Source organism: Lysinibacillus sphaericus (genome assembly GCF_015844675.1).
GTDB classification, from domain to species: Bacteria; Bacillota; Bacilli; order Bacillales_A; family Planococcaceae; genus Lysinibacillus; species Lysinibacillus sphaericus_E.
In genome coordinates this window covers 1-23,834 of the sequence record NZ_LDGC01000030.1, presented here as the reverse complement: position 1 = coordinate 23,834, position 23,834 = coordinate 1, and the positions used below count along the sequence as shown (strand labels likewise).

Sequence of the window (23,834 nt, the reverse complement as noted above, 5' to 3'; positions counted from 1 at the left end):
TGAAAGGTCCGCCAACCGCACTCCGTTTTCACGCTACCACTAAAGTGGTTTTATTATCTTCGCTTTTTTGCTTTTATTTCTTCTCCTGTAAATGGATCAATGAATTCTTTCATGGTCATTTGATCCTCAAGAATATCCTCTTGTAATTGATTTTTTATATATTCCTGAATGATTTTTCTGTTTCTTCCTACTGTATCTACATAATATCCACGACACCAAAACTTCCTGTTTCCATATTTGTATTTCAGGTTCGCATGTCGATCAAATATCATTAAACTACTTTTCCCTTTCAAATAACCCACAAACGATGAAACACTTAATTTTGGTGGAATACTTACCAACATATGAATATGATCAGGACATGCTGTTGCTTCAATAATTTCTACGCCTTTTCTTTCACATAACTGGCGAAGAATTCTACCTACATCTACTTTGATTTGCCCATAAATTATCTGCCTTCTATATTTTGGCGCAAAGACGATGTGATACTTACAATTCCATGTTGTGTGTGCTAAACTTTTATTATCCATTTGGATCCCCTTTCGTACGAAGTCGGTTGACCAGACCTGAATTCATTGTACGACTGGGGTTTTTTTCTTGTCCATAGCTAGAAGCTCTTTAGAACCCCTCGCATAGCAAGGGGTTTTCAAAAGATACAAAAAAAAACAAATTCTTACAAAGAAGAATTTGTACTGTTGATTCTTAAATTAATCATTTTTCCTCAATTTACAACTTTTGAATTTTCGAACAGCATCGCAACTTCATAATACTCAAATTATTTATTTTTTTGAAATTGTATCACAAATTCGCACGTTGCCACAATTCAATTTCGCGATATTTCGTTATTGTCTTTGTTTTAAAGTTTTAAAACGAACGACCGAGCCCGCAATAATAAATACCCAACCAATACCGATATAGACAATTTTCATTGTTTTAGTCGAGGACGGTAAAACATCCATAATCGTTAAACAAACAAATAGTATGCCAATCATTGATAGAAGCATACCAATCGATAATTTTTTCAAAAGAAAAACCCCCAATCTGTGTACGCCCTCGATTTTACCGTATTCTCGTCAAAAAGAAAACACTAATCCGTTTCAAGGATTAGCGTTTATCCCCCATATTAACAGGCAGTATTTTTTCTGTACCACCTCTACCGATTAATTAAGCGAAGGCAAACTGCCCGTGAACACTAAATAATAAGTGGGGATAAAAAACTCCCCACTGTTAAAAGTTTCACTATATATCCTTACACTCTCACATGTGCAAAAAATTCCTCATAAAGTGCTTGTAAAATTTGGTTTTCAAACTCTTGTAGCACTCCGAATACTAGACTAACTTCAGATGAACCTTGATTAATCATCTCTATATTTGCACCTGTTTTAGAAATCGCAGTTGCAGCACGTGCCGCTAAGCCTGTATTATTACGCATACCTTCACCTACGATAACAATCATCGAGAAGCCATGACGCATTTGCACATCATCTGCATGTAACTCATTTTTCACACGAGAAAGAATTCTTTCTTCATTTTCTAATGTAATTTGGTTTGAACGCATAATGACAGAAATATCGTCTAAACCAGAAGGTGTATGTTCATAAGAAATATTTTCATCTTCCAAAATTTGAAGAAGCTTACGTCCAAAGCCTACTTCACGATTCATCAAATATTTTGACACATATAAAGTTGAAAAGCCACTGTCTGCCGAGATACCTGTAACTGGACGTCCTGTAACAGAGCGTCTTGGTACGATACGAGTACCTGGGGCTGATGGATTATTTGTATTTTTTATGTTAACGGGCACCCCAATCTTGTAGACAGGCATTAACGCTTCATCATGGAAAACTGAAAAGCCTGCATAGGATAATTCGCGCATTTCGCGATACGTAATTTCTTTAATTTCCACTGGATCATTCACAACTTTCGGATTCGCAGAGAACACACAGTCCACATCCGTAAAGTTTTCATAAAGCTCTGCTTCAACAGCAGCTGCTAAAATAGAGCCTGTAATATCAGAACCACCGCGATCAAATGTACGCAGTATGCCCGCTTTAGTGTAACCGAAGAAACCTGGGAATACAATAATTTCCTTGGTATTTTTTAGTGGTTCTAAATTAGCATAAGCCTCTGGTAAAGCATACGTGCGTTCAGGTAAATCATTGACGACCAAACCTTCTTTTGGGCTTACATAACGTGCCGTCATACCGATGGAATTAAAATAAGCTGCGATTAGCTTCGCGTTATTGTCTTCCCCTGCCGCTTTGATGCTATCGATAAATAATTCCTCATTCGATTTATCACCCTGTACACGTTCACGTAAATCTTCAGCGATCACATCACAAATTGTATAATCTAACTCCAAACCATCCGCAATCGCCATAAAGCGATTTACAACTATTTGTAATTCTTTCTCAAAATCTTCATTTTTTAATGCTGCCATTGCTAAGTTAATTAATAAATCAGTTACCTTTATATCGTCACCAGAACGCTTCCCTGGTGCAGAAACGGCTACGATTTTACGTGCCGGATTAGATTTTACAATGTTTGCTACTTTTTGAATTTGTTCTGCACTTGCTACAGATGTTCCACCAAATTTACATACGATCATAACCATCAAATCCTAACTTTTTAAATTAAATGTATTCCTCCAAAAAACAATTGATTGTACACAGTGTACAAATTATCATTCCCCACGTCAATACAATTTAAAAAATTCACGCAATTAATCGGCGGAAAATGGACAATTTTCACACTGTTTGATTTATTATACGGATTTCGTATGAAATAGTTAAGGTTTTTGCAAAATTTTTTCGTAAAATTCCAATATTCGTACAAATATTTGTCTGAACTAGCTGAATTCATCTAATTTACAGAATTTTCAATGGTGTATCTGACATGTCAAAACAAACCACGTCTTTACGAATTAATATGGATTTCAAGATGATCATTTTTAATTGTATAAAGTTGTATCACTTCAACAGCAGGATGTTGATTTATTACAACGACAGGTCGAAACTCTTCGAATATGACTTCCCCATTTAGAGACATTTTTTCAAGCGTCGTAATAAAATCAAGTGACGAAATGTACCTCAATCAAGAACTCTTTTATACTTATTAATATTTAGCATTTGTAACAAAGTATTTTGCGGCAAACTTGATTGAATTGTAGTGACTTTCTTCTATATTAATTGAAGAAAACGCTTTCTCCATTATGATATGCTGAAAAAATTGTGATGTTTGTGCTATTAATGAATGATGTCAAGCTATTCTTTTATTGTTTTTTTATCTGTTTTAAACGGGGATTGCATTGATTTGTGCTTTTATTCTGTGGAGGGCTGTATTCGTAGGAATCGGAGCAGTTCTTTAGGTGCCTGATTTTATAACGAAAAGGCCCTAGCATAACGATATGCTAGGGCCTTCTGTATGTTAAATCACGCCAATTACATTTAAAAATACGATAATAATTGCAATCGGTGCTATATAGCGAAGTAAGAATAACCATAATACAAATAATTTATAACCTTTATTTTTACTTACACCCAGTTCACTCATTAATACATCTTTCTTCATTTTAAACGGTACGAAGATCGCAACTAATAATACACCGAGCGGCATTAAAATATTACTTACTGTATAGTCTGCGAAATCAAATATCGTTTTTCCAAACAATTCTACATCGCTCAATACGCCAAATGAAAGCGCCGATGGAATCCCTACAACAAAAATAAGTAATCCTACAATCAATGCCATTTTTTCGCGCTTCCCTTTACCTTTTGTCGTTAAAGAGGCCACGCTAATTTCCAACATGGAAATGGCTGATGTAATCGTTGCAAAGAAAAATAGTAACAAGAAAATAATGAAGAACACTTTTCCGAACGCCATTTTACTGAAAATCGCGGGCAAGACAATAAATAATAGCCCTGGCCCTTGAGATGGTTCCATTCCAAATGCGAAGACTACCGGGAAAATAGCAAGCCCTGCAAGCAATGTAATCACAAGCGTTAAACCAACGATAGAAAATGCCGAACGTGGTAAGCTTTCTTCTTTCGGTAAGTATGAGCTATACGTAACCATTACGCCAACGCCGACAGATAACGAGAAGAACGATTGCCCCATCGCATATAAAATAATTTCAGATGTCACATTTGAGAAATCAGGCTGTAAGAAGAAACGAACCCCTTCTCCTGCTCCATCTAGTGTAAGGGCACGAATAATTAAGACAAAGAATAAAACAAATAGTGCTGGCATGAAATACTTATTTACTTTTTCAACACCGTTTTGTACACCTTTACTTACGATAAAAATAGTCATAAGAATAAATAATAGCTGTGATCCAACTGCTAAAAATGGATTAGCAATGATTTCCGTAAAAGTTGCTTCGTAAGAGCCATTGCCTTCCCACAGTCTACCTGTAATCGCATTCCATAAATATAATAAAATCCATCCTCCAACAACACTGTAGAATGAAAGCAATATGAAACAAGTGACAATCCCTAATTTACCTACCCACGGCCATTGCGTTTTTGGAGCAATCGTTCTATATGCTTCAACAGCCTCTTTTTGTGTACTTCTTCCAATAACAAATTCCGCCAATAATAACGGTAAACCAATTAATAAGGTAAAACCGATGAAAATAAGGAAGAACGCACCGCCACCTCCAATACCGGCCATATACGGGAACTTCCAAATCGCACCAAGACCTATCGCTGAGCCTGCTGCAGCTAAAATGAAACCTAATTTCGATGTCCATTGCTGTGAATTCATCTCTTTAACTCCTCTCTTCTTCTATTTCTTTGTTAATGACAATTCGGTTTTTATTCATATTGGTCTATCGTGACCCCTTTCACCTACAGCCACTTCAAACCTAGGGATTTTAAAAATAACATGGTATCACCCTAGTTATGAAGATACACCAAGAATAAAACCTTAATAAAAAACGTCCCTACGTAAATACGTAGGGACGATGTAATATCGCGGTACCACCCTAGTTATGAAGATAGAACAAGCATAAAACCTTAATAAAAAATGCCCCTACGCAAAATACGTAGGGACGATTAAATATCGCGGTACCACCCTAGTTATGAAAATACAACAAGAGTTTAACCTTAACAAAAAACGTCCCTACGTAAGTACGTAGGGACGATATATATCGCGGTACCACCCTAGTTGTGAAAAAATTCTTCACCACTTTATTTGATAACGGTATTCACTACCGTCTTCCACTTCCTCACAACATGTGATTTATGAAAGATGCTCCAGGTCGAAATTCATGATCATCTATATACTGATTCGCACCAACCATCAGCTCTCTGAAATAGGGAGATTTTCACTACTTAATCCTATCATTGCCCAAATATTAATTTTCCGAATTGATACTATCATTTTTATCACACATTAAATACTTGAGTCAATTAATTTTTTGAATTTTTATGTATTATCCTCATATTTTTTGCTATAAAAATTCATAATATGACTTTTGAATGAATTGAGTTTAAACTTTTATATTTTTATAGTTAAATTATTTGATCATTAATCCTTTAAACCAACAAAGGTATTTTTACTACCTTTATCAGGAAAATCACTTGGAAATATAGAGCAATCCGACCACCCTTGTTGCTATTTGTACTCAAAGCTTTAAATAACGGAAATCAAAATCAATACCATCGCCATCCAACAAATTTTCTTTATACTCTATTTCTTCTTTCGAACTATTAAATGTGACTTCATCGTACAATTTTTGAATCTCAACTATCTCATTTAATAAATAGTCATTAAAATCTTTATATACTTTAGCCCTATTAATGGGATCATGAGAAAACAAATATATCTCTCCAGTGTCCCTTTTAAAGCAAACAGGGTCATTGCTAGGACTTTCAGAAAAAACAATATATTTATCTGTTTCTTCTGCTAGAAAGTTTAATGATACAAACTCCCAAATAGAATTCGTTAATATTTCCCACTCGCCTATTTTCTTAAGGTTGTACATAAAATCAGAACTTTCTATACCACCAAAATTTAAGAAATAATTTTTCGTTTGTGAGGGGATTGTCCAATCTAGATATTGCTCTGTCTTTTCATAAATTTTTTCACCTTTTAATGAAATCACTTCTACATCATGATTCTCAAGAAAGGATGTCAGATTTTCAATCCAATTGTCTTCCCCTATTTGTTTAATTGGTAATATCGGGTCTCTATTTAATATTTCCGTCATGATGAGCCTCCCTATTCATTTTGTCCGTTTCAGATGTAGATACGAAAGACGTTAATCCAATTTTCACCACAAACACTTAGTGTTAATAAATATTTTACCTGCCATCATAAGCATCCCCATACGACTTGAAATTTTCAGTCAACCAAAACCAATTTTCGCCTTTACTAGCGTATAAACGTTCTAACAGTTCCGTAAAGCTTTTAGCAATAATCTGACTATCCCCTTGTGTTGCATGAGTGTCCAAGAAACTATCATAGCAATAACCAAAATGAGACTTGCTCATATCAATACTTATGTATTGGTTGATTTGTTCAGATTCAGCAATAAGATACCACTCATTACTAACATCCCCTTCGAGCTCCTCCCAAATAACATCATCCTCCGGGTAAAGCCTTTTACTAGTTGGAATAAACTCATTAGAAGAAACTATTTTTAATCCATAAGGCTTATCTACAAATATATATAAGGAGTCATAATTGCTAAAAAAATAATTCAAATCTTCTGGGAGAGCTAATTCACTCCTGAATTCTGTATTCCTTTTGACAAGCTTGCAATTACAATCCTGTTCAATTTTTTTAATGACCTCTATTATCTTCATACTTTCTCCTTTAATCTCAAATTTACTTATTAAACTTTTCCCGAGCCTGCTTAGCTTTATTTTATCCCAATACCCCCTACTTTTCCAAATGTGCCTCAATTACTTTTAGATTCACCTTGCCATTACCAGAAAAGATTAAACGGCCTGAGTCCTTTAGACTCAAGCCGCTTCATGTATTTTTATTATTTCCTATATCTAATAGACAGGATATAGTTCATTAATCACTCTGAGTATTAGAGGTGCAATTGATTTAATGGGCTTAGTCCACATTTTCCGTTTCTACTATCGTACTTGATTTTGTTTTTTAATCTTCCACCTTAACTCTTCGTCATCCATTTGATTTAGTTTCAATTGTTTTGAGTATATAAATATATCTTCATTAACATACTCAAATCGAAATGTGGTAGTTGGTATACTATTTTTACTTTCGTGATAAAATCCATTTCTTATAATTGAATTAATCGTCGCATTACCATTATATGAATATTTATCCACCAAAAATGTTTCTTCGTTCAATTCCTGGTCCCCGTCCAAATCAACGTCCTTAAAATAGAATAATACTTTTTCAATCACAGTCTCTTTAAAAACTATACAATATACTTGTTCTAGAACGATTTCATCATTATCGTTATTTAGAAACCTTAAATACAGTTTCATTCCATCTTCTTTTATTACAAAAACACTGCCCCATCCCTTATTTTCATTATCATAAGAATAGTACAGTTCACCATTTTTAAACTTACTTACTATAACACCTTCATTAGATTTGGGCTCAGCTTTATAGATTTTTGGCTTCTTTAATTGACTCAGTGCATTTTGATATGGAAAAAATTCCAAAAATGAATCACTCCAAATAACCGTATCATTTTCTAAGTCTTTTACTCGGCATAGCATTTCTTCGTATGAGTCGTAATATTTTTCAAAAATTTTAACCAGCAAGTTGTATTCTTTTTCTATCACCTTATACACGCCCCTAAATTTTTCGTCGTTTTTGTTTCTCCTGGCCGTCCTACTGATACGCTGTCCAACGTCTAATACAAAAAACATATGTTAAGAAAGTGCTTTCGTCTTCTTTACATATGTTTCTGAATCTAATAAACCATTATTATCAAGCAAATTATTGCGACTCGATTGTTGATTACTATTCGAGTAAATCCTTTGGTGCTATCCCACGATTATTCGACTTATTAGGATCGGCCCCATTCTCTAATAGATACCTTATCGTTGATGTTTCATTACTATGTTCCATTATCGCCCTCCATAAAGGGGTATTTCCTATGTAGTCAACTGCATCAATTTCAGCACCATTAGTTATAAGAACCTTTACAATACTACATCTGTCATAAATAGCTGCAAAATGCAGCGCAGTTAAGCCCGCTTTATCTTTAGCATTCACATTACATCCAATATTCAAAAGATAACTTACAATATCCCCTTTACCTTCAACGATTGCAGACATCAAAAATGTACGTCCGTCCCTATCAACACTATCTATGCCGTATATTTGTAAAAATGCATTGATTTTCTCATAATTTGATTCATTTAATAACGCATACAATTGTGTATCATCGAATTTATTCATTTTCTTCCCTCCACGGTGTATTTGATTTAATTCCTGTAAGATTGCGTTATAACAACCTTATCTAAAGGATTATACGTAAGAATGGTTTGAGTCTCTTCATCCAATATTCCCTGTCATCCACCCGATATCGATGCTACTTATATTATTTTATTAAATAATATTTTTAATGAAAATAATTCCATTTAAAAACACAAGAAAAGAGCAGAAAAAACCACCTATTATCAGGAGTTTTCCTACTCTTTTGATACGATCACTACACTAAAAGTCGGTATCGTATAATCCGATATAATGCAAACCGTTATAAAGCTTGTTAACATCAGTAATTTCTATTTCTGGATCGAAATAATAAAACATTGTGTTTACTTTGTCTAATCCTTTGTGAATACAGATCTTTTTTATTTCAACCATCGTCTCATCTTCTACTGAAAGTTCCTCAATAAATTCATCCACGTCTGCTAATTTATCTTGCCAGTAGACACCAATCCAATCTTCGTCATACACTTTTTCATTAATATCTTTACAAAATTCACATACCTTATATTTTGGATCATCAATATCCATGTCCGGATCATTATAATCGATTTTGAAATACTCATTAAAGGTATCGTTATCAACGTTGCTAATTCCTAACCAAACATGAACCTTACTCATTATTTCCATTATTATTTACACCTCACTTAAAGCCTAAGACAGTTATCTATAAAAATAACTACTTGCTTTCTAAATGTTCCAGGAAGACTTTTTAAACCAGTTGAATGTGATCCAGAATGTACATTCCCCTCTCTTCCAATAACATTCAAAAACATTATTTTATCTCTGACCTACTTAAAAAAACTAAAAACGCATCATTCTCAAAATAATAAATGAATGCTTGGAGTAACTGATCTAGTGTTGGATTTTCTAATTGATTATTTACATTATCAATTACATCCTCAATACTTGCTCCATCCAATGTTTCTATCCAACCATTATTTTTCACTTGTTCCGGTAAAAAATCATCTGAATCAGTTGAAAAATCAAAGCTATCTAGAGAAAATACCCCCTTTGTTTTTAAATTCCATTCTGTTGAATTTGGAGGAAGATAAAACCAAGTCTCTGGATTTTTCTCTGGATGTGTTAACACATTACTAATACTGATTAAACTCATTTTTTCTTCAGTCATAATTTCACACACTCTCTTAAGTTAGTTGATCTATTTTTCAAATAACACCTTTATTACTAAAAAGCCCGCACTATACTATGTAAAAAGTGTATTACATGTAATTCCTAAATAACTATACGATATTATCAAATCTTTTTAAGAATTCCTTGTAAACTTTTTCTGAATTTAACGACCTAGCTGAATAATTCTCAACTACTTCAGTTCTTTCGTCATCAGACATCGAGATGAAGACTGTAATATCATCTTTATTTTGACTAATAACTTTCTCGTTATGAACGATATCAAGCACTGAAATCATAGTTGTATGAAGCTTCTCTTCAAATTCATCAAAGATTTCTTCTTCTATGGCATCTCTTTTATCTGATAAATAGCTTGCAACAGACATACTGGCATCTGATTGAAAATGACTATTACTATATCCCCACTCGGAAGAGTCCCATTTTAGTTCATCATATGCGCTCTCCCATCCCTTCTCAATATATTCTTGATCTCTTCTCTATATATATTCATATGTGTTAGCCACAAAAAATGTGGTTCTCGCCTCACTATCTGTTACAATACAAACTACATAGATTCTTTCATCCGCGATAGAACGCAACATTTCTTTGAAATCATTTTTAATAGCACTAACCATCATCTTTTCTAAATCTTTAAAGAAAGCATTCAGTCTCATAACCCACTAATAAAGTGTTTCACCAATATTTCTTACTCGCTAAATAGTCACCTATTTACCTTCTTTCGTGATCATATCTGAAAGGATCAACTAGTCATTCCCCTTTACTGGAAAGTATTCTGCAAATTGTGCAAGTAATTCGCTATCTTGCGTGTCCTTCTCATCATTCTTTTTCTCTAAAAATTCGTTTGTATTCACCGCCTTGAAAAGACTAACTGTATCACTATCTGTTACTAAACTTGCTGCATATATTTTTTCATTACCGATTATTTTTGTATGTTAGTAAAATCTAATTTTATAACTTTAACCAGCCTTTCACTTAAATAAATAAAAAAATCTTTCATTCTTTGTCATCCTTCCTAATAACCTAAATAAGATATATTCGCAATGTTTATATGGTATAGTTCAACATTATTTCATAGCCAACTCTCTTTTTTAATGGGTTCTAGATTTTATACAAATAATTGCTCTGCCAAACTAGATATTTCGTGAACTGCATCTTCTAATTCTTTTTCTTTCTCTTCGGTGTACCTGCCCTCGTTAAAATAAAAATAATTATTTATATCTACAAAACATAAGGCGAGCTTCTTAGGAACTGCAGATTTATCTTTATATTCTTCAATTAACTTTTTCATGGCTTCAATTAAGAGTTTGTAACTTTGTTTATTTAATCCTTCCCGACCCGTAACTCCATCAGTATTGAATTATCACCAATTGTAAAATCATAAACAATATTATGTGCCTGATCCAGATGCATCGATTTTCACCTCCACTTTTGACACTTTATAATTGCTGAAGTAAATACATCACCTTGTACTTTTTATTTCTTTTTGATTAGCGAAGTTTACAGCTGGAGCGTAAACGGTATACCCTTTCTTATTATTTAAAAATCACCATACAGCTTTCTAAGCTCATCAATATCGTCCCCTTCTTCAATAGCTAGCCAAATATCCTGCAAACATCCATTTAACTTGTTTTCACTTTTCTCAAATTTAAGTTCTAAATTTTCAGTTTGTTTTTCTAAGTAATAAACACCATCTAACCAACCAAACACATTGGAGATTGTATTTGAAACTGAACTTTCAATTAGATAGAAAAGCATACTTTTTTGATAATCATTCAGTGATTGATAAAAGCGAACACTTTCTGAAAGCATGTCCACATTATCTGAAGAGGGAATGTTCAAAGTACTTTCAAAACTAGAAATTTGTTGTAAATAAACATCTTTTTTAATATCTAATATTAAATCTACTGGGTTCAATTTTTTCTGCATGTTTTAAACGCCTCCTTTACAATACATCTCGATTACTATTAACTTTCTAACTTAACAATATAAGGAAACATCCTTGTTATTATCTAAATCTCTCAATACTAACTACGGTATTTCTCTATTATGACCATCTTTCTGTACAAGAATATTCCTATTAACAAAAAACATATATAAAAAGGATATTATGACACTTTCTACATATGTTTTATATTATATGGAATTTAGTTTTTATAAATTTGTATCAAATTCTCCAATATAAGTTAATTCATTATACAAAATGTTTTTATCGACGACATCTATCTCTGAATCCATGTAATAAAACATAGCATTTACTTTTTCTAATCCTTTTTTAATACAAATGTCCTGTATTTCTAACATGGTTTCCTGCGATATCGATAACTCTTCCAGTGCTTTACGAACATCTATCGTATCATCTTCCTTGTAAACTCCAATACAGTCTTCATCATACCATTTTACATTTATATCCTGACAAAATTGACAAACTTTATAAAGAGGATCATCAATATCCATATCTGGATCATCATAGTCTAATTCAAAGTATTTTTCATAAGTTTCATCATCAGCATTATTAATACCTACCCATACATGCACTTTAGACATATACATATACTTTTCACCTCACTTCCAATTATCTATTATTATTTTTTCCATCGATCATCCTACTCTAGTAGCTTTACTCATTCAGAAGACTTCCATTTGAGTCCTAAGTCTTTAATGCTTTCAATATAATACTCAACCAAATCTATCCAAATAATTTTTCTGGTAAATATGATATTTCGTGAATTGCATCTTCAAACTTTTCTTCCTCTTCTGTAGAATACTTTCCGTCATGAAAATAAAAGTATTTGCTGATATCTACAAAACATAAGGCTAGTTTTTTAGGTACTTCGGGTTTATCTGAATATTCCTTAATTAGTACTTTCATTGCTTCAATTATGAATGATAGTTTTTTTCATTTAATCCCAATCCTGCTCTTTAATATAGTACAGAGTTATCACCAATGGTATATTCATAAATGATTTCTAAAGCCTCTTCTACTTTCATAAACCTCTCTCCAATCTTGAACATTTTTCATTGCCGAAGATGGCTCATCAAAATGAAAAATTGAAAATCATACTTTTTTCAATTGCAAGTACTGCACATTTTTAATATTTTCATAATCTATTCTTCCTAATCCTCCTCTCATCCCTATAATAAAATTCCCTTTATAGACAATAAGTGAGTTCGGCACAAAAGCACTGAATGGGAAATTATTGAATATAATATTCTTTCTAAATGAGCCATTTTCAACAGATAGACAAAATAAATTTTCGCTAGATATTACATACAAGTGACTATTGAATATATAAAAAGCAATTGGACACTCTTTTAAATCAAGACACTTCCTAATAGAAAAGTGAGTATCATCGTAAATCAGCTGATGTAAATAACCCGTATTCAGATACAGATGTTCTAATCCTTCAAGAAAATATAGATTCCCTTCATATTCGAAGATTGATTTAACATTACACTTTTTTAATACTATTTCTGTCGAATCTGGATAAACGACTTTTAACTCTCCTCCCCATTCTCCATAATCTGTGCCGACTATTTTTATATCTAAATAGTCATATTGTATGCAGTGTTTTTCACGATACCTAGAAATCACGAGTTCTTCGTTTTTTATTTCAACACAATACTGCTTTGAATTATTAATGATTTGCAACCATTTACCGCTTCCTGCACTGGGAATTGCGACATATGTAAAATCATTCCATGATGGCAAAATATTTTCATACCTCCTATAATGCACAGGCTCAGTGAGTTTGATTATCCATATACTTAGTATAGCCGCCTGCAGGCTCAAACCGCGTATACACTCTGGCATAAGATTATTGCATTTAAAACGCTTTTAATACATTCCAGGCATCGTTTTCTGCGAGCGTAAACAACTTGGAATAAAACCCCTTTTTATATTTATCCTACCATAAATATTAAGATACCCGAACTAAATCTCTATCCTATCATTTAGCATACTATTTTTCTGTTTCACATCAGAATCTACTTTCTTCACTCACGATAGTCCACTATTTCAAACGAGCATTCACTTCCCTTTTCGCTGAAATTTTTCTTCATCCTGGTAATAACAAAAAAACTAGGCTCACATTCTGTGTGAAGCCTAGTTTTTTCTCAAGCTTAATTTTTTTATTAAATAGCTGTCCAACCGCCATCAATAACTAATTCTGCACCTGTCATAAAGCGTGATTCGTCAGAGGCTAAAAATACAACGCCATAGGCAACATCCTTTGGTTCACCAAAGGATGGAAGTTGCGTATACGTTTTATAGAAAGGAAGAGCGCCTCCTTCTTCCATCGTTGGTGCTGTCATTGGCGTTACGATAATACCTGGATGTACGGAATTTACACGGATTTTCTCTTTTCCATATTCAACTGCAGCTGATTTTGATAGTACGCGTAGTGCCCCTTTAGCCGCTGTGTATGGACTTGTACCTGCCATACCAACAATACCGCCAATGGAGGAAATATTGATAATAGAGCCCCCGCCTGCTTTTTGCATTTCAGGAATCACATATTTCATCCCAATAATACAGCCATTTAAATTAATGTCCATTATTTTATTCCATTCATCCATTTCCATGTTGGCAATTGTTTTGGGTGAAGAAACACCAGCATCGTTAACGAGTACATCGACCTTACCATATGTCTTCACTGCTTCGGCAATGACGGATTTCCAAGCATCTTCAGATGTCACATCATGCTGGATCCCTATAGCATCCCCGCCATTTTCTTTAATTTCCTTTACTAATTGGTTCAATGGCTCGATTTGAATATCTGTAGCGATAATTTTCGCTCCTTCTTGAGCAAATAATTTTGCTTCAGAAGCACCCATCCCCATTGCTGCCCCAGTAATGATTGCTACTTTTCCATTTAAACGACCCATATTAAAACTTCCTTTCTAAATGAAATAAAATGACTAATTCATGAACATATTAACAACCAGTTGTATTCTCGACACGGCGTCGTTAATATAAGTATATCAATACTCATAAAAAGGGCAAACAACACATTTCATAGATTCGACGCTTTATCAACGAATTTATTGCCAGTGTCGTAATAATAGAAAAAATAAGACAAGGAGCTTGAAAATGTCGAATAAGAAACAGAAAATGGACCCTCGGGTTATGAGGACGCGCCAACTACTAAGAGACGCACTTGTGGAATTAATTGCAGAAAGAGGCTACGAAAAGATTACTGTACAAGATATTACAGAGCGAGCGACCATAAATCGTGCTACCTTTTATCTACATTATAGCGATAAGCTCGATCTTCTCTATCAAAGCACAAAGGAAATATTAAATGATTTAGTGAGCAGTATTAACGATACATTCGATGACAAGGTAGAATTTGATTTTTCAAAAGATGCAGATGAGCCACACGATACATTTATGCATTTATTTGAGCAAATTTCTTTAAATAGCAAATTATATAAAGTGTTTTTAACTGAAAAAGACATTCCTTATTTCTCTTCAGGCCTGAAGGAAATCATCATCGATTTTATCTCAAATGGAATCAATTTTACGCAGCCTGATGATAAGAGGCTTACAGTGCCACGTGAAATGGCTGTCAGATATTTTGCTGCTGCCTTTCTCGAGGTGATTGTTTGGTGGTTAGAAAACGACATGCATTATTCACCAAAATTTATGGCTACTCAGCTCATGCGTATTACAATGATGGGCCCTTATGTTGACAATCCTTTTGGAAAATAAAGTGATTTTTTGCTATTAACTTCATAGGAAAAACCATCTGCATTTTAAATATGTCGTGTAAATGTTAGCAAGTGTGTACAATTTACGAGGGAGTTCATTATATAGCAGTAGATTAGGTTCCTATTCTTTATTAATAGGTGTTTTTTCAAGAATTGCTGTTAGTGGAATGTACAATTAACAACAATTCAGAAAAAATCATATAGTAATTTTATATTTTTTTTGATATCTTTTTTAGGATGATACTATAGAGGAATGGCCTATATGTCTAGACGATTTAATTGTTGATATTGAAAATGACAGTGGTGCCGTATCGATTTTCCCAAACGAAAACGATACAATTATTCAAACAAGGGAATAAATAAAGGAAATGATATGTGTTTTATAACAAGCCTAATACTTCATGTTAAATGGAGAACTCTATAGTAAGAAATAGAATTTTTATTGAACTAACTGAGCAGTTCTATCCAATTATGAGTAATAACAATAAGGGGGAAACTATATGACAAAGAAAAATAAGGAGTTGTCACTAGAACAACGTGAGGAACTACTCAGAATTTTGAAATCCCGTTTTGAGAAAAATATGAACCGCCATAAAGATCTTGAATGGACTGAAGTACAAGCTAAGCTCGAGGCTAATACTGAAAAACTGTGGTCGCTTAATGAAATGGAAGGTACTGGCGGTGAACCGGATGTGGTTAGCCATGACGAAAAGACCGGCGAATACATTTTTTATGATTGTTCAGCGGAAAGCCCTAAAGGTCGTAGAAGTGTTTGTTACGATCGTGAAGCACTGGAATCAAGGAAAAAGCACAAACCAGAAAATAACGCTATTGATATGGCGACTGCCATGGGCATTGAACTTTTAACGGAAGAACAATACCGGGAGCTGCAGAATCTTGAAAATTTCGATATGAAAACGTCGAGCTGGGTGCAAACACCTGCTAATATTAGAAAACTCGGCGGGGCCATCTTTTGTGATTATCGCTACGACACTGTTTTTGTGTACCACAATGGTGCGGATTCTTACTATGCAGCAAGAGGCTTCCGCGGCTCGCTTAGAGTCTAAATTTTTGTTTTCCTATCCAAGTTAATATCGTTCATTTACTCAAACTTTACTATAAAGCTGCATCCAACTATACAGAGATACCTCCACTATCGCGCAAGGAATAACATTAGGACTAACCAAACTTGGTGAGTCCTAATTTTTCTCTGCTTGTTGGGGAGATGAAGGTCAAATTTGACACGAAATTTCATCAAAATTGTCGTTCAATAGAAAAAAGAGCTGCTTATGCAACTCAATGATCTTCAAGTATAGCACTCCGTTAATTACACATCCTCATACCTTAAAAGTTCATTCAAATCATTAATAAAAGATTTTAAAGTATTAGTATTTGATTCAATTCAATATACAAATACTCTTCATGAGTTCCACCAATTTGTGCTTTTACACCAACCTTCTCTTTATTTTTTATAATCTCAATATATCCATCAGAGTCATTATCCGCGAGTTCTACACAAGCGTATTCATTTCCCAAGTCTGTACAAAAATTTTTGATTTGTTCTTTTCTGATACAAAAATGAGAGGTAAGTGAATTCTGTTTTGATTGCCCAAATAATGCGAAAGTATAATTTATTTCAACAAGATACCTTGTCTTTAAGATTAAAGAATGTTTACTATTTTTCGAATATATTTTAATCTCGTTTTGAAGTTCCAGCATTTATCAGCACTCCTATATGAATAATTTGATTGCTTAAAATATGTTATCTACGAAAGATTAGTACCCTTTCGTTTAAGAAGGAAGAATTATTGTTTTAAAATTTTCGACCCACACCAAGGACAATAATAAATGCAGATAGTTGATGTGCCACATCATGCAGTACGAAACCTATTTTATCTAAGCGCAGTTACTTGGAACAACGACCAATATTTTCATGTATTCATAAAAAAATCACCTATCGTTAGACAGGCGATCCTTAAACAATTTACCAGTAAGCAACTAATTTACTCAACAAAATAATTTCATTAAAATAGGGCTCGGTTGTAACAGCCGCTAAAGGCTTAAATACTTATTTGTAAAAAATTTGTTGTCTATTATTCTTAAACGTCTTTATCACTTTTGTATTCTAATATATCTCCAGGCTGACATTCTAAAGCCTTACAAATCGCCTCTAAAGTTGAGAATCGAATCGCTTTTGCCTTTCCATTCTTCAATATAGAAAGATTAGCCATTGTTATTCCAACTCTCTCTGAAAGTTCTGTCACACTCATTTTCCTTTTAGCCAACATCACATCAATATTGATTATTATTGACAAATTGAACACCTCAAATCATTAAATCATTTTCTACTTTTAGATCGATGGCTTCTTTTAAAAGCTTTTGTAGAACAGCAGAAAAGACTGCGATTATCATTGAAGCAAAGATAGGGACCATTCCGATAATTATGAGACCTGGAGCATCATCTGTCTCTGCTGCAAGATAAACAAATGGCATCATTACCACATACAAAGTACTAATTGTAATTGCACAGTATTTTATTTTCTTTAAAGCTCTTACAGAAATATTAGAGAACGCTTTGTTCTTATCAATGTAGCTTAGAAGTAGGAAAGCCTGATATAACGCAATGAAATACGGTATTACTGATACATACATAATAATTATACCAGGATATAGTATATACCAGTAATCTGGATTTGCTAGATTATTAGCTAACCAAAGGCCAAATATACACAAAGCAAGAACAGGAGCTCCCATAAGAAAAACAGCTATTTTTAAAAAGAGTGTTGAACCTCGTTTCATAAAAAGCACCTCACTTAATATAATGTACGCTTGATTTTAAAACACATTTTATCGTTTTTCAATAAAAAAGTATCTAAATTCATTATTTTTTTATTGAAAACCAACTTTGCTCCTGTAAGTAATTAACTACATAAAAAAGAGAGTCCAATCCTTTTTGGATTAACTCCCTCAATCAATAAATATTGTTCATGAGTGTGATTGTTTAGACATGGTCCTAAGTGGTTGTGGCTTTATCGTCGTTGAACATCATCCTTATGTTTTTACGATTGTTCTTTGAGCTTTTTTAATGATTCTCTCAGTCGCTTTAGTTGGAGATTCTTTTTGCCATTCATCACAAAGGTTTTTAACCCACTCTGGTTGAGTTTTACTAGCATCATTTAACCAGTTGCCGACAGAATCTTGAACATACTTTGACGGATCTGATTTAAGTAACTGTAAAATAGGAAGTGCAATTTGCGGTTCTTCTTTTAATCTTTCAATATGCTTTGTCCATACCCCGCGAGGACGGATTGATTCTAAACTGAACCTACGAATGTTTTCATCTTCACTTTTCGCCCATTCGGTTAACAAATCGACACTGCTCTCCATATTTGCTGAAAGGTCCTCCCTAATTGACATCCAAGCAATTTCCCGAACACCAAAATGATGATCTGCTGCGAAAGAACGGATATACAACAATGTTTCTTCTAAAGAATGATCGTTGTCTTTATTCATAAACGCTGCCCAACATCGGACACTATCAGATACATGAGTGGAAAATATTTTGATTAGCTCCTCTTTTTTTGCCTCACTTTCATCCATCATGACTGTATCTAATAAACTCCCTATTAAGCGTATAGCCTTCATTCCTGTTTCTACTTTTGGCTTCTCTATCTCCGTTAATATAAAGTCTAACTTTTCTTCTAGTCCTATTGACGGTAGAACATTTTTTACTAAAGTAATATGGTGAACAGCTTGCCATTCCGTTAAATTAACACTCTCTATTTTCCCTTGATTCAACAACATTAAAACTTCACTAGGAATACCACTTGCCTTTCTAGCGCCCTTTCTATTTAAAACGTCTTCTTTTACAATCATTTAACACCCTCCAGTAGTTGTGGTTATTAAATCCGACCCTGTCTATTTTTATATTATTTTTTCTTACAAATTATTTCCACTATTCCCTCTAATAAATTTTACCTCGACATAATAGTGAATCAATATTGATATTAAGTGGCTTGATAGAGACACCTATGATACGATTACCAAATAACAACTTCATTTGTTTTTTATGAACATTAGTGAAATCAAGTGAACAACAACTTAAAAGGATGATAATCAATTGAGTAACGAACAAAATAACAGTAAATTTATATACACATATGTACATCATGTTGATGAATACGATCTGTGCAGAATGGAAATGCGTTCATTTTTTAATCTTGATTCCCAATCAAATTATATAATAAGCCCTATTAAAATTGATCCAAGCCGTAGCCCGTTTATGCAGGACAGACTTGAAGTGCTATTTGAAGATAATAGTATAGAAAACATCAAGACATTGGTGAAGGATTTAACAGTAAAGGAAGCAACTTATAAAGTAGTTAGTTTAAATAGTATGGATATAGGTGAAGAGAAGAAAATTCATTTGCCAGAGCGTCGATTAATAGAACGCGAGGTAGGATTGTGCATAGATGGCGAACCAGAACTAAATGAGCCTGAAATTGTATTTGGTCTTATTTTAATAGATGGAATATGGTATTTTGGAAAGCATATGAAGAGTGAATCCATTTGGCATAATCATTTACACAAGCCACACAGTTATTCAACGGCACTTAGTACTAGAGTAGCTCGTACTGTTGCAAATATCGCAGTTCCTCAGCCTCAAAATATTCGTGCGATTGATCCTTGTTGTGGTATAGGGACAGTAGTAATTGAAGCCCTTTCCATGGGAATTAATATTGAAGGGCGAGATATGAATTACAATGTTTGTCAAGGTTCCAGAAAAAACATCACTTATTTTGGGTTAACAGGCAACATTACATTAGGTCCAATCTCTGAGGTTAAGGAACATTATGATGTCGCGATTATTGATTTACCCTATAACTTATTTACACATACATCCACCGAAGATCAATTTAATATTCTACAACACGCTCGACGCATTGCCGATAAAGTAGTTGTCGTTACAATTGAAACAATTGATAACTTGATAGAAGATGCAGGCTTTGTTATATCTGATCGATGTGTTGCTAAAAAACAATCGTTTTTACGTCAAATTTTATTATGTGAGTAAAAACCATTATATCTGCTAGCTTGGAAATAATATGCCCATTAGCTTCCAATCATCTCTAACAATAAAACAGCTACATAAAACAGACAACTATCTAAATTTCTGTTTTCCGCCTGTCGAATTAGTTATATTCTTGTGAATCTGCGTGTTATAATTAATATTGAAGATGTATATAAAATATATAAGACACATCGCTTCAAAGGCGATTTGCAAAGAGATCAAGTAAACCGACTCACATCCTTGGGAGGCAAGGCGGTTTACTTTTTTTGTGTAAAAGTAAACGACAATGCAATTACTAAAACTATAAGCGATGAAAAACTTATAGCAAACACATTCCTCACTCCAAAATTGAAATGAGAGTTACTCGATATCGATATTATCATGTGCTTTTGAAACTGTTGCCTCATTCATTTTAATTACAGTTTTTCATCGAATAACTAAAATATATTACTACCCCAAAGGTTATCCATATACTTTGTCAAAGCCATTTTTAAATACAAATAGACCGAGCATATAAGATGAATGCCCGGTCTGACTACATGCTTCATATAAGTGATTGTAAATAATACTATCACTACTTTTAATATAATAACCATTCAGTGTATAAAAGAATTAATTAAATGAAACAGGTAATACATCTATACAACGTACAGTAGCCGTATTGCGTCGCTTAGGTTCCGATACCAGTTCTAAACGTCTAGGCGATTCGAGTAAACATACTATTAATTGTTGAATTGCTAGTTTACCAAACAAAGTCCCTACACAAGAATGCGGACCCCAACCGAAACCAAGATTTGGTTTTGCAGAACGATTAAGAATAATTTTATCTGGGTCGGGATATACTTCAGGATCTCTATTAGCAGCAGCAAGTAAAGTTAAAACAATTTCACCAGGCTTAATGATAGTATCCCCAATTTTAGTTTCCTCAACTGCAAAACGACTTGTTCCAGTTGCTGGTCCATCATATCTAATTAATTCATCAACTCCAGAGTCAAGTAACTCTTGATTTTTAAATTGATCAAGAATATCTGGGTGTTCTAACAGTACAAGTAGAGCATTACCAAAAGATGCATATAACGTACCAAAGCTTGCAGTAAACATTGTGCCTGTAGTATTACGCACATAATGTTCTGGTACATTAGCTTTTTGACTATTTTTTCTTATATAAGATAAAATTCCAGGCTGTTCTTCTGCTGCCAGCCATCCTTCAACAAGTTCGTTGAGTTTTTTTCTTGCTGAATTACCGAGTTCCGCATTCTCTGGTACTAATCCGGAGTCCATCTGATAAGCAATAGCATCAGATATTTCTACAATAGATTCTAAGTCTGGTTCATCTATGCCTAGCAAAATACACGTTAAACTTAATGAAAGCGGAGCTGAAACTTCTTTCATAAAATCAAATTCTTTATTAGACGCTTGTTTTTTGTAAATGTCCTCAATTAAATCATGAACTCTACGTCTAATACTTTCAATATCCTGAGAATTAAAAGCTTTTATCATTAGATTACGTAACGGCATATTCGCGGGCGGATCTAAAGTTTGAAGGTTATTTTTTATATCAGGAATTTCAACACCAATACGTCGCAAATCCCTAGCAAACAATTCGTGATTACGAAGAACTTCTCTACAATCTTCATATCTGGTTAGAACCCAAGATTTCATACCTTCATGCCAGAAAACGGGGGAATTTTCACGAAGTTGATGGTAGATTGGATATGGGTTATTTAATGTTGCCGGATCCAAGGGATTATACTGTAATTCAGTTTTTGTCATAGCGGTTCCTCCTACATCTTTTTATGGTAATATCAGTAAATTTTTTCGTAATGTAAGTGTAACTTATATATACAAAAAATGGAAGTATATTTTCTGAATCAATATTATTTTAAGAATTATTAAGTATCGTATTTAAAAATTTGTAAATATCATTTTCGTAATTATATACTTCTTTAAATTGGGTATTTTTAAATCTAGCATATAGAGGACGAATAACAGTTGAATTTTTTAATTAAAAATGAATCGTAATCTTTAAAGCTCTAAAAGCATTTATCATATTATCACCTGTTTTAACATTATAAAAAGACAGGGAATAGCCCTGTCTTTTTGTAATCATAATTGTTAGCATGTACAACCGTAATAATTAATAAGTTGAATTACATTTTTCTTTACTAAGTATTAATAATTCCATTGCATATAAATTACCTCCTTTCAATGTATTTTTAATCTGCTTTTAATAATTCCATTGCATATATATCACCCTCCTTTCAGTGTATTTTTTAGGCTGCTTTTAATAATTCCATTGCATATAAATCACCTCCTTTCAGTGTATTTTTTAGGCTTCCTTTTGGTTTGTTATTTAATAATCCTATATTCAAGATGTGATTTATCAGCTGTTACTTCACCTTTGGCTAAAACATCAAGTAAGAATATTTACACAAAAAACCTATTTATCACATCGTTTGTTTAAAGGATTGGAAACTTAAATTTCGAAAAGGTACAATTAAAAAGTTTAAAAGAAGAAATTCACAATCTAACATCCTATTAATTCTTTATTTTCTATAATATTACATATTATACATTTCCTTTTAAACTCCTTCTATTTTTGGGATTTTTTTTATTTTTTTAATCTTTAATTGATATAGAGGTTTAAAGAAATTGTAGTATTGCATAGCAGGACGGAATAAATTAAAAACTTATTAATGGTTTGCGAATTTGAAAGTGCAGAAAGGTTGATTTTATCTGCATTTCATCATTAAATATTTCAAAAAATCACCAAAGCTAATACTGACAGGATTTGAAAAAAGGATTAAGGCAAAATTAAAAGGTATGAGTCCACATATCGAACCCATACCCTAAACGCTGCCTAATGAAATAACCGTGTCTAACTTTTAGGGGTCACTTCATTCTCATAAAAAAGCATGCTTTTTGTTATTTTTCTATTCAATTTAAACCCTCTGGCATGTAATATTAGGGATTACTGTTTCCTGTTTCTCCATGTAATAATTTTTATTAGGGATTATATGACTGAAGATTAAAAAACAATGATTGCAATGGTAAAACACGAAGATTACGAGAGAAAAGATGAGCTATTAGCAATTCTTATGAACTCTTTATTGAACTACTCCCACTTATCGGCCTTACGGTCTGATTGAAGTGGGAGATTCTTGGGAACAGAGCATACTTGTTGGTGTATTTCTTTACCAACAGCGGTTTCTCTTATTTACCAAGCTATCTCCGTAGATTCCTACGGTTCTATGATTTTTTAAACCAAGGCTAATGTTCGTAAGCCTTCAGCTAGAATATTTTTACTAGCATTAATATCTCTATCGTGGTTTGCATGACAAATAGGACAAGTCCAGTCTCTTATTTTAAGAGATTTCTTGCCATCATGATGTCCACAATCAGAACATATTTGGCTAGATGGAAACCATCTGCTTACTTTGACGATTGTTTTGCCATACCAAGTTGCTTTGTATTCTAATTT

At 33.3% G+C, this 23,834-nt stretch carries 27 protein-coding genes, 1 pseudogene and 1 other annotated feature; of the genes and pseudogenes, 3 read left to right on the top strand and 25 right to left on the bottom strand.

The window, feature by feature from the left end; translation table 11 throughout:
* Positions 1 to 53: 53 nt before the first annotated feature.
* From tnpA to ABE34_RS10355, 19 genes and pseudogenes are all read right to left on the bottom strand, one after another.
* A complete protein-coding gene (gene tnpA, locus ABE34_RS10450; protein ID WP_197141399.1) occupies positions 54 to 530 on the bottom strand; it encodes an IS200/IS605 family transposase in 477 nt (158 codons plus the stop codon).
* A 312-nt stretch (positions 531 to 842) separates the two neighbouring features.
* The gene (locus ABE34_RS10445) at positions 843 to 1,025 is read right to left on the bottom strand and encodes a hypothetical protein (RefSeq protein WP_197142331.1); all 183 of its coding nucleotides are present in this window, start codon (positions 1,023 to 1,025) and stop codon (positions 843 to 845) included.
* 224 nt (positions 1,026 to 1,249) lie between these two features.
* Complete coding sequence (locus ABE34_RS10440; RefSeq protein WP_197142336.1) at positions 1,250 to 2,608, bottom strand: aspartate kinase; 1,359 nt, start codon at positions 2,606 to 2,608, stop codon at positions 1,250 to 1,252.
* 308 nt (positions 2,609 to 2,916) lie between these two features.
* Positions 2,917 to 3,093: a hypothetical protein gene (locus ABE34_RS10435; RefSeq protein WP_197142329.1), complete on the bottom strand. Its 177-nt coding sequence runs from the start codon at positions 3,091 to 3,093 to the stop codon at positions 2,917 to 2,919.
* A gap of 333 nt (positions 3,094 to 3,426) precedes the next feature.
* Positions 3,427 to 4,764 (bottom strand): sodium-dependent transporter, encoded by a 1,338-nt coding sequence (locus ABE34_RS10430; protein ID WP_197142327.1) that lies wholly within the window; start codon positions 4,762 to 4,764, stop codon positions 3,427 to 3,429.
* Between the two features lie 368 nt (positions 4,765 to 5,132).
* Positions 5,133 to 5,355, bottom strand: a binding site (T-box leader).
* Positions 5,356 to 5,626: 271 nt separating this feature from the next.
* Positions 5,627 to 6,211: an SMI1/KNR4 family protein gene (locus tag ABE34_RS10425; RefSeq protein ID WP_197142325.1), complete on the bottom strand. Its 585-nt coding sequence runs from the start codon at positions 6,209 to 6,211 to the stop codon at positions 5,627 to 5,629.
* A 94-nt stretch (positions 6,212 to 6,305) separates the two neighbouring features.
* Positions 6,306 to 6,809 (bottom strand): SMI1/KNR4 family protein, encoded by a 504-nt coding sequence (locus ABE34_RS10420; protein WP_197142323.1) that lies wholly within the window; start codon positions 6,807 to 6,809, stop codon positions 6,306 to 6,308.
* 282 nt (positions 6,810 to 7,091) lie between these two features.
* The gene (locus tag ABE34_RS10415; RefSeq protein WP_197142314.1) at positions 7,092 to 7,769 is read right to left on the bottom strand and encodes a hypothetical protein; all 678 of its coding nucleotides are present in this window, start codon (positions 7,767 to 7,769) and stop codon (positions 7,092 to 7,094) included.
* A gap of 181 nt (positions 7,770 to 7,950) precedes the next feature.
* Positions 7,951 to 8,391 (bottom strand): ankyrin repeat domain-containing protein, encoded by a 441-nt coding sequence (locus tag ABE34_RS10410; protein WP_197142312.1) that lies wholly within the window; start codon positions 8,389 to 8,391, stop codon positions 7,951 to 7,953.
* Between the two features lie 258 nt (positions 8,392 to 8,649).
* Positions 8,650 to 9,051: an immunity 22 family protein gene (locus ABE34_RS10405; protein WP_197142310.1), complete on the bottom strand. Its 402-nt coding sequence runs from the start codon at positions 9,049 to 9,051 to the stop codon at positions 8,650 to 8,652.
* 145 nt (positions 9,052 to 9,196) lie between these two features.
* Complete coding sequence (locus ABE34_RS10400) at positions 9,197 to 9,553, bottom strand: DUF7716 domain-containing protein (RefSeq protein WP_197142308.1); 357 nt, start codon at positions 9,551 to 9,553, stop codon at positions 9,197 to 9,199.
* Positions 9,554 to 9,665: 112 nt separating this feature from the next.
* Positions 9,666 to 10,187, bottom strand: a pseudogene (locus tag ABE34_RS10395) (DUF4303 domain-containing protein).
* A gap of 129 nt (positions 10,188 to 10,316) precedes the next feature.
* Positions 10,317 to 10,493 (bottom strand): DUF4303 domain-containing protein, encoded by a 177-nt coding sequence (locus ABE34_RS25815; protein ID WP_346766909.1) that lies wholly within the window; start codon positions 10,491 to 10,493, stop codon positions 10,317 to 10,319.
* Between the two features lie 185 nt (positions 10,494 to 10,678).
* Positions 10,679 to 10,861, bottom strand: coding sequence for a hypothetical protein (locus ABE34_RS10380; protein WP_197142304.1), 183 nt, complete (start codon positions 10,859 to 10,861; stop codon positions 10,679 to 10,681).
* Positions 10,862 to 11,109: 248 nt separating this feature from the next.
* The gene (locus tag ABE34_RS10375) at positions 11,110 to 11,499 is read right to left on the bottom strand and encodes a hypothetical protein (RefSeq protein ID WP_197142302.1); all 390 of its coding nucleotides are present in this window, start codon (positions 11,497 to 11,499) and stop codon (positions 11,110 to 11,112) included.
* Positions 11,500 to 11,724: 225 nt separating this feature from the next.
* On the bottom strand, positions 11,725 to 12,117 hold the full coding sequence (locus tag ABE34_RS10370; RefSeq protein ID WP_197142301.1) for an immunity 22 family protein: 393 nt from the start codon (positions 12,115 to 12,117) through the stop codon (positions 11,725 to 11,727).
* A 142-nt stretch (positions 12,118 to 12,259) separates the two neighbouring features.
* Positions 12,260 to 12,442 carry a hypothetical protein gene (locus ABE34_RS10365; RefSeq protein WP_197142299.1) on the bottom strand — a complete coding sequence of 61 codons (183 nt, stop codon included), beginning with the start codon at positions 12,440 to 12,442 and terminating at the stop codon, positions 12,260 to 12,262.
* Positions 12,443 to 12,628: 186 nt separating this feature from the next.
* Positions 12,629 to 13,282 (bottom strand): hypothetical protein, encoded by a 654-nt coding sequence (locus ABE34_RS10360; protein WP_197229854.1) that lies wholly within the window; start codon positions 13,280 to 13,282, stop codon positions 12,629 to 12,631.
* Between the two features lie 422 nt (positions 13,283 to 13,704).
* The gene (locus ABE34_RS10355; RefSeq protein ID WP_197142295.1) at positions 13,705 to 14,457 is read right to left on the bottom strand and encodes a glucose 1-dehydrogenase; all 753 of its coding nucleotides are present in this window, start codon (positions 14,455 to 14,457) and stop codon (positions 13,705 to 13,707) included.
* Between the two features lie 205 nt (positions 14,458 to 14,662).
* On the opposite strand from ABE34_RS10355, the gene ABE34_RS10350 reads away from it, so the two are divergent.
* Both ABE34_RS10350 and ABE34_RS10345 read left to right on the top strand, forming a co-directional pair.
* Positions 14,663 to 15,283: a TetR/AcrR family transcriptional regulator gene (locus ABE34_RS10350; RefSeq protein ID WP_197142293.1), complete on the top strand. Its 621-nt coding sequence runs from the start codon at positions 14,663 to 14,665 to the stop codon at positions 15,281 to 15,283.
* A gap of 499 nt (positions 15,284 to 15,782) precedes the next feature.
* On the top strand, positions 15,783 to 16,349 hold the full coding sequence (locus tag ABE34_RS10345; RefSeq protein ID WP_197142292.1) for a DUF4256 domain-containing protein: 567 nt from the start codon (positions 15,783 to 15,785) through the stop codon (positions 16,347 to 16,349).
* 310 nt (positions 16,350 to 16,659) lie between these two features.
* Here the strand turns inward: ABE34_RS10345 and ABE34_RS10340 are convergent, their stop codons facing one another.
* From ABE34_RS10340 to ABE34_RS10325, 4 genes are all read right to left on the bottom strand, one after another.
* A complete protein-coding gene (locus ABE34_RS10340; protein ID WP_197142291.1) occupies positions 16,660 to 17,001 on the bottom strand; it encodes a hypothetical protein in 342 nt (113 codons plus the stop codon).
* 380 nt (positions 17,002 to 17,381) lie between these two features.
* A complete protein-coding gene (locus tag ABE34_RS10335) occupies positions 17,382 to 17,597 on the bottom strand; it encodes a helix-turn-helix domain-containing protein (RefSeq protein WP_079560900.1) in 216 nt (71 codons plus the stop codon).
* A gap of 10 nt (positions 17,598 to 17,607) precedes the next feature.
* Entirely contained in the window at positions 17,608 to 18,081 is a 474-nt protein-coding gene (locus tag ABE34_RS10330; RefSeq protein WP_197142290.1) for a DUF2975 domain-containing protein, read from the bottom strand.
* Positions 18,082 to 18,333: 252 nt separating this feature from the next.
* Positions 18,334 to 19,158 (bottom strand): DNA alkylation repair protein, encoded by an 825-nt coding sequence (locus tag ABE34_RS10325; RefSeq protein ID WP_197142289.1) that lies wholly within the window; start codon positions 19,156 to 19,158, stop codon positions 18,334 to 18,336.
* 244 nt (positions 19,159 to 19,402) lie between these two features.
* On the opposite strand from ABE34_RS10325, the gene ABE34_RS10320 reads away from it, so the two are divergent.
* Positions 19,403 to 20,356: a TRM11 family SAM-dependent methyltransferase gene (locus tag ABE34_RS10320; RefSeq protein ID WP_241747167.1), complete on the top strand. Its 954-nt coding sequence runs from the start codon at positions 19,403 to 19,405 to the stop codon at positions 20,354 to 20,356.
* Between the two features lie 609 nt (positions 20,357 to 20,965).
* Here ABE34_RS10320 and ABE34_RS10315 read toward each other — a convergent pair.
* Together ABE34_RS10315 and ABE34_RS10310 are read right to left on the bottom strand one after the other, a co-directional pair.
* Positions 20,966 to 22,126 (bottom strand): cytochrome P450, encoded by a 1,161-nt coding sequence (locus tag ABE34_RS10315; protein WP_197142288.1) that lies wholly within the window; start codon positions 22,124 to 22,126, stop codon positions 20,966 to 20,968.
* Between the two features lie 1,486 nt (positions 22,127 to 23,612).
* A partial coding sequence (locus ABE34_RS10310; protein WP_197142287.1) for a zinc ribbon domain-containing protein occupies positions 23,613 to 23,834 on the bottom strand: 222 nt, incomplete at its 5' end.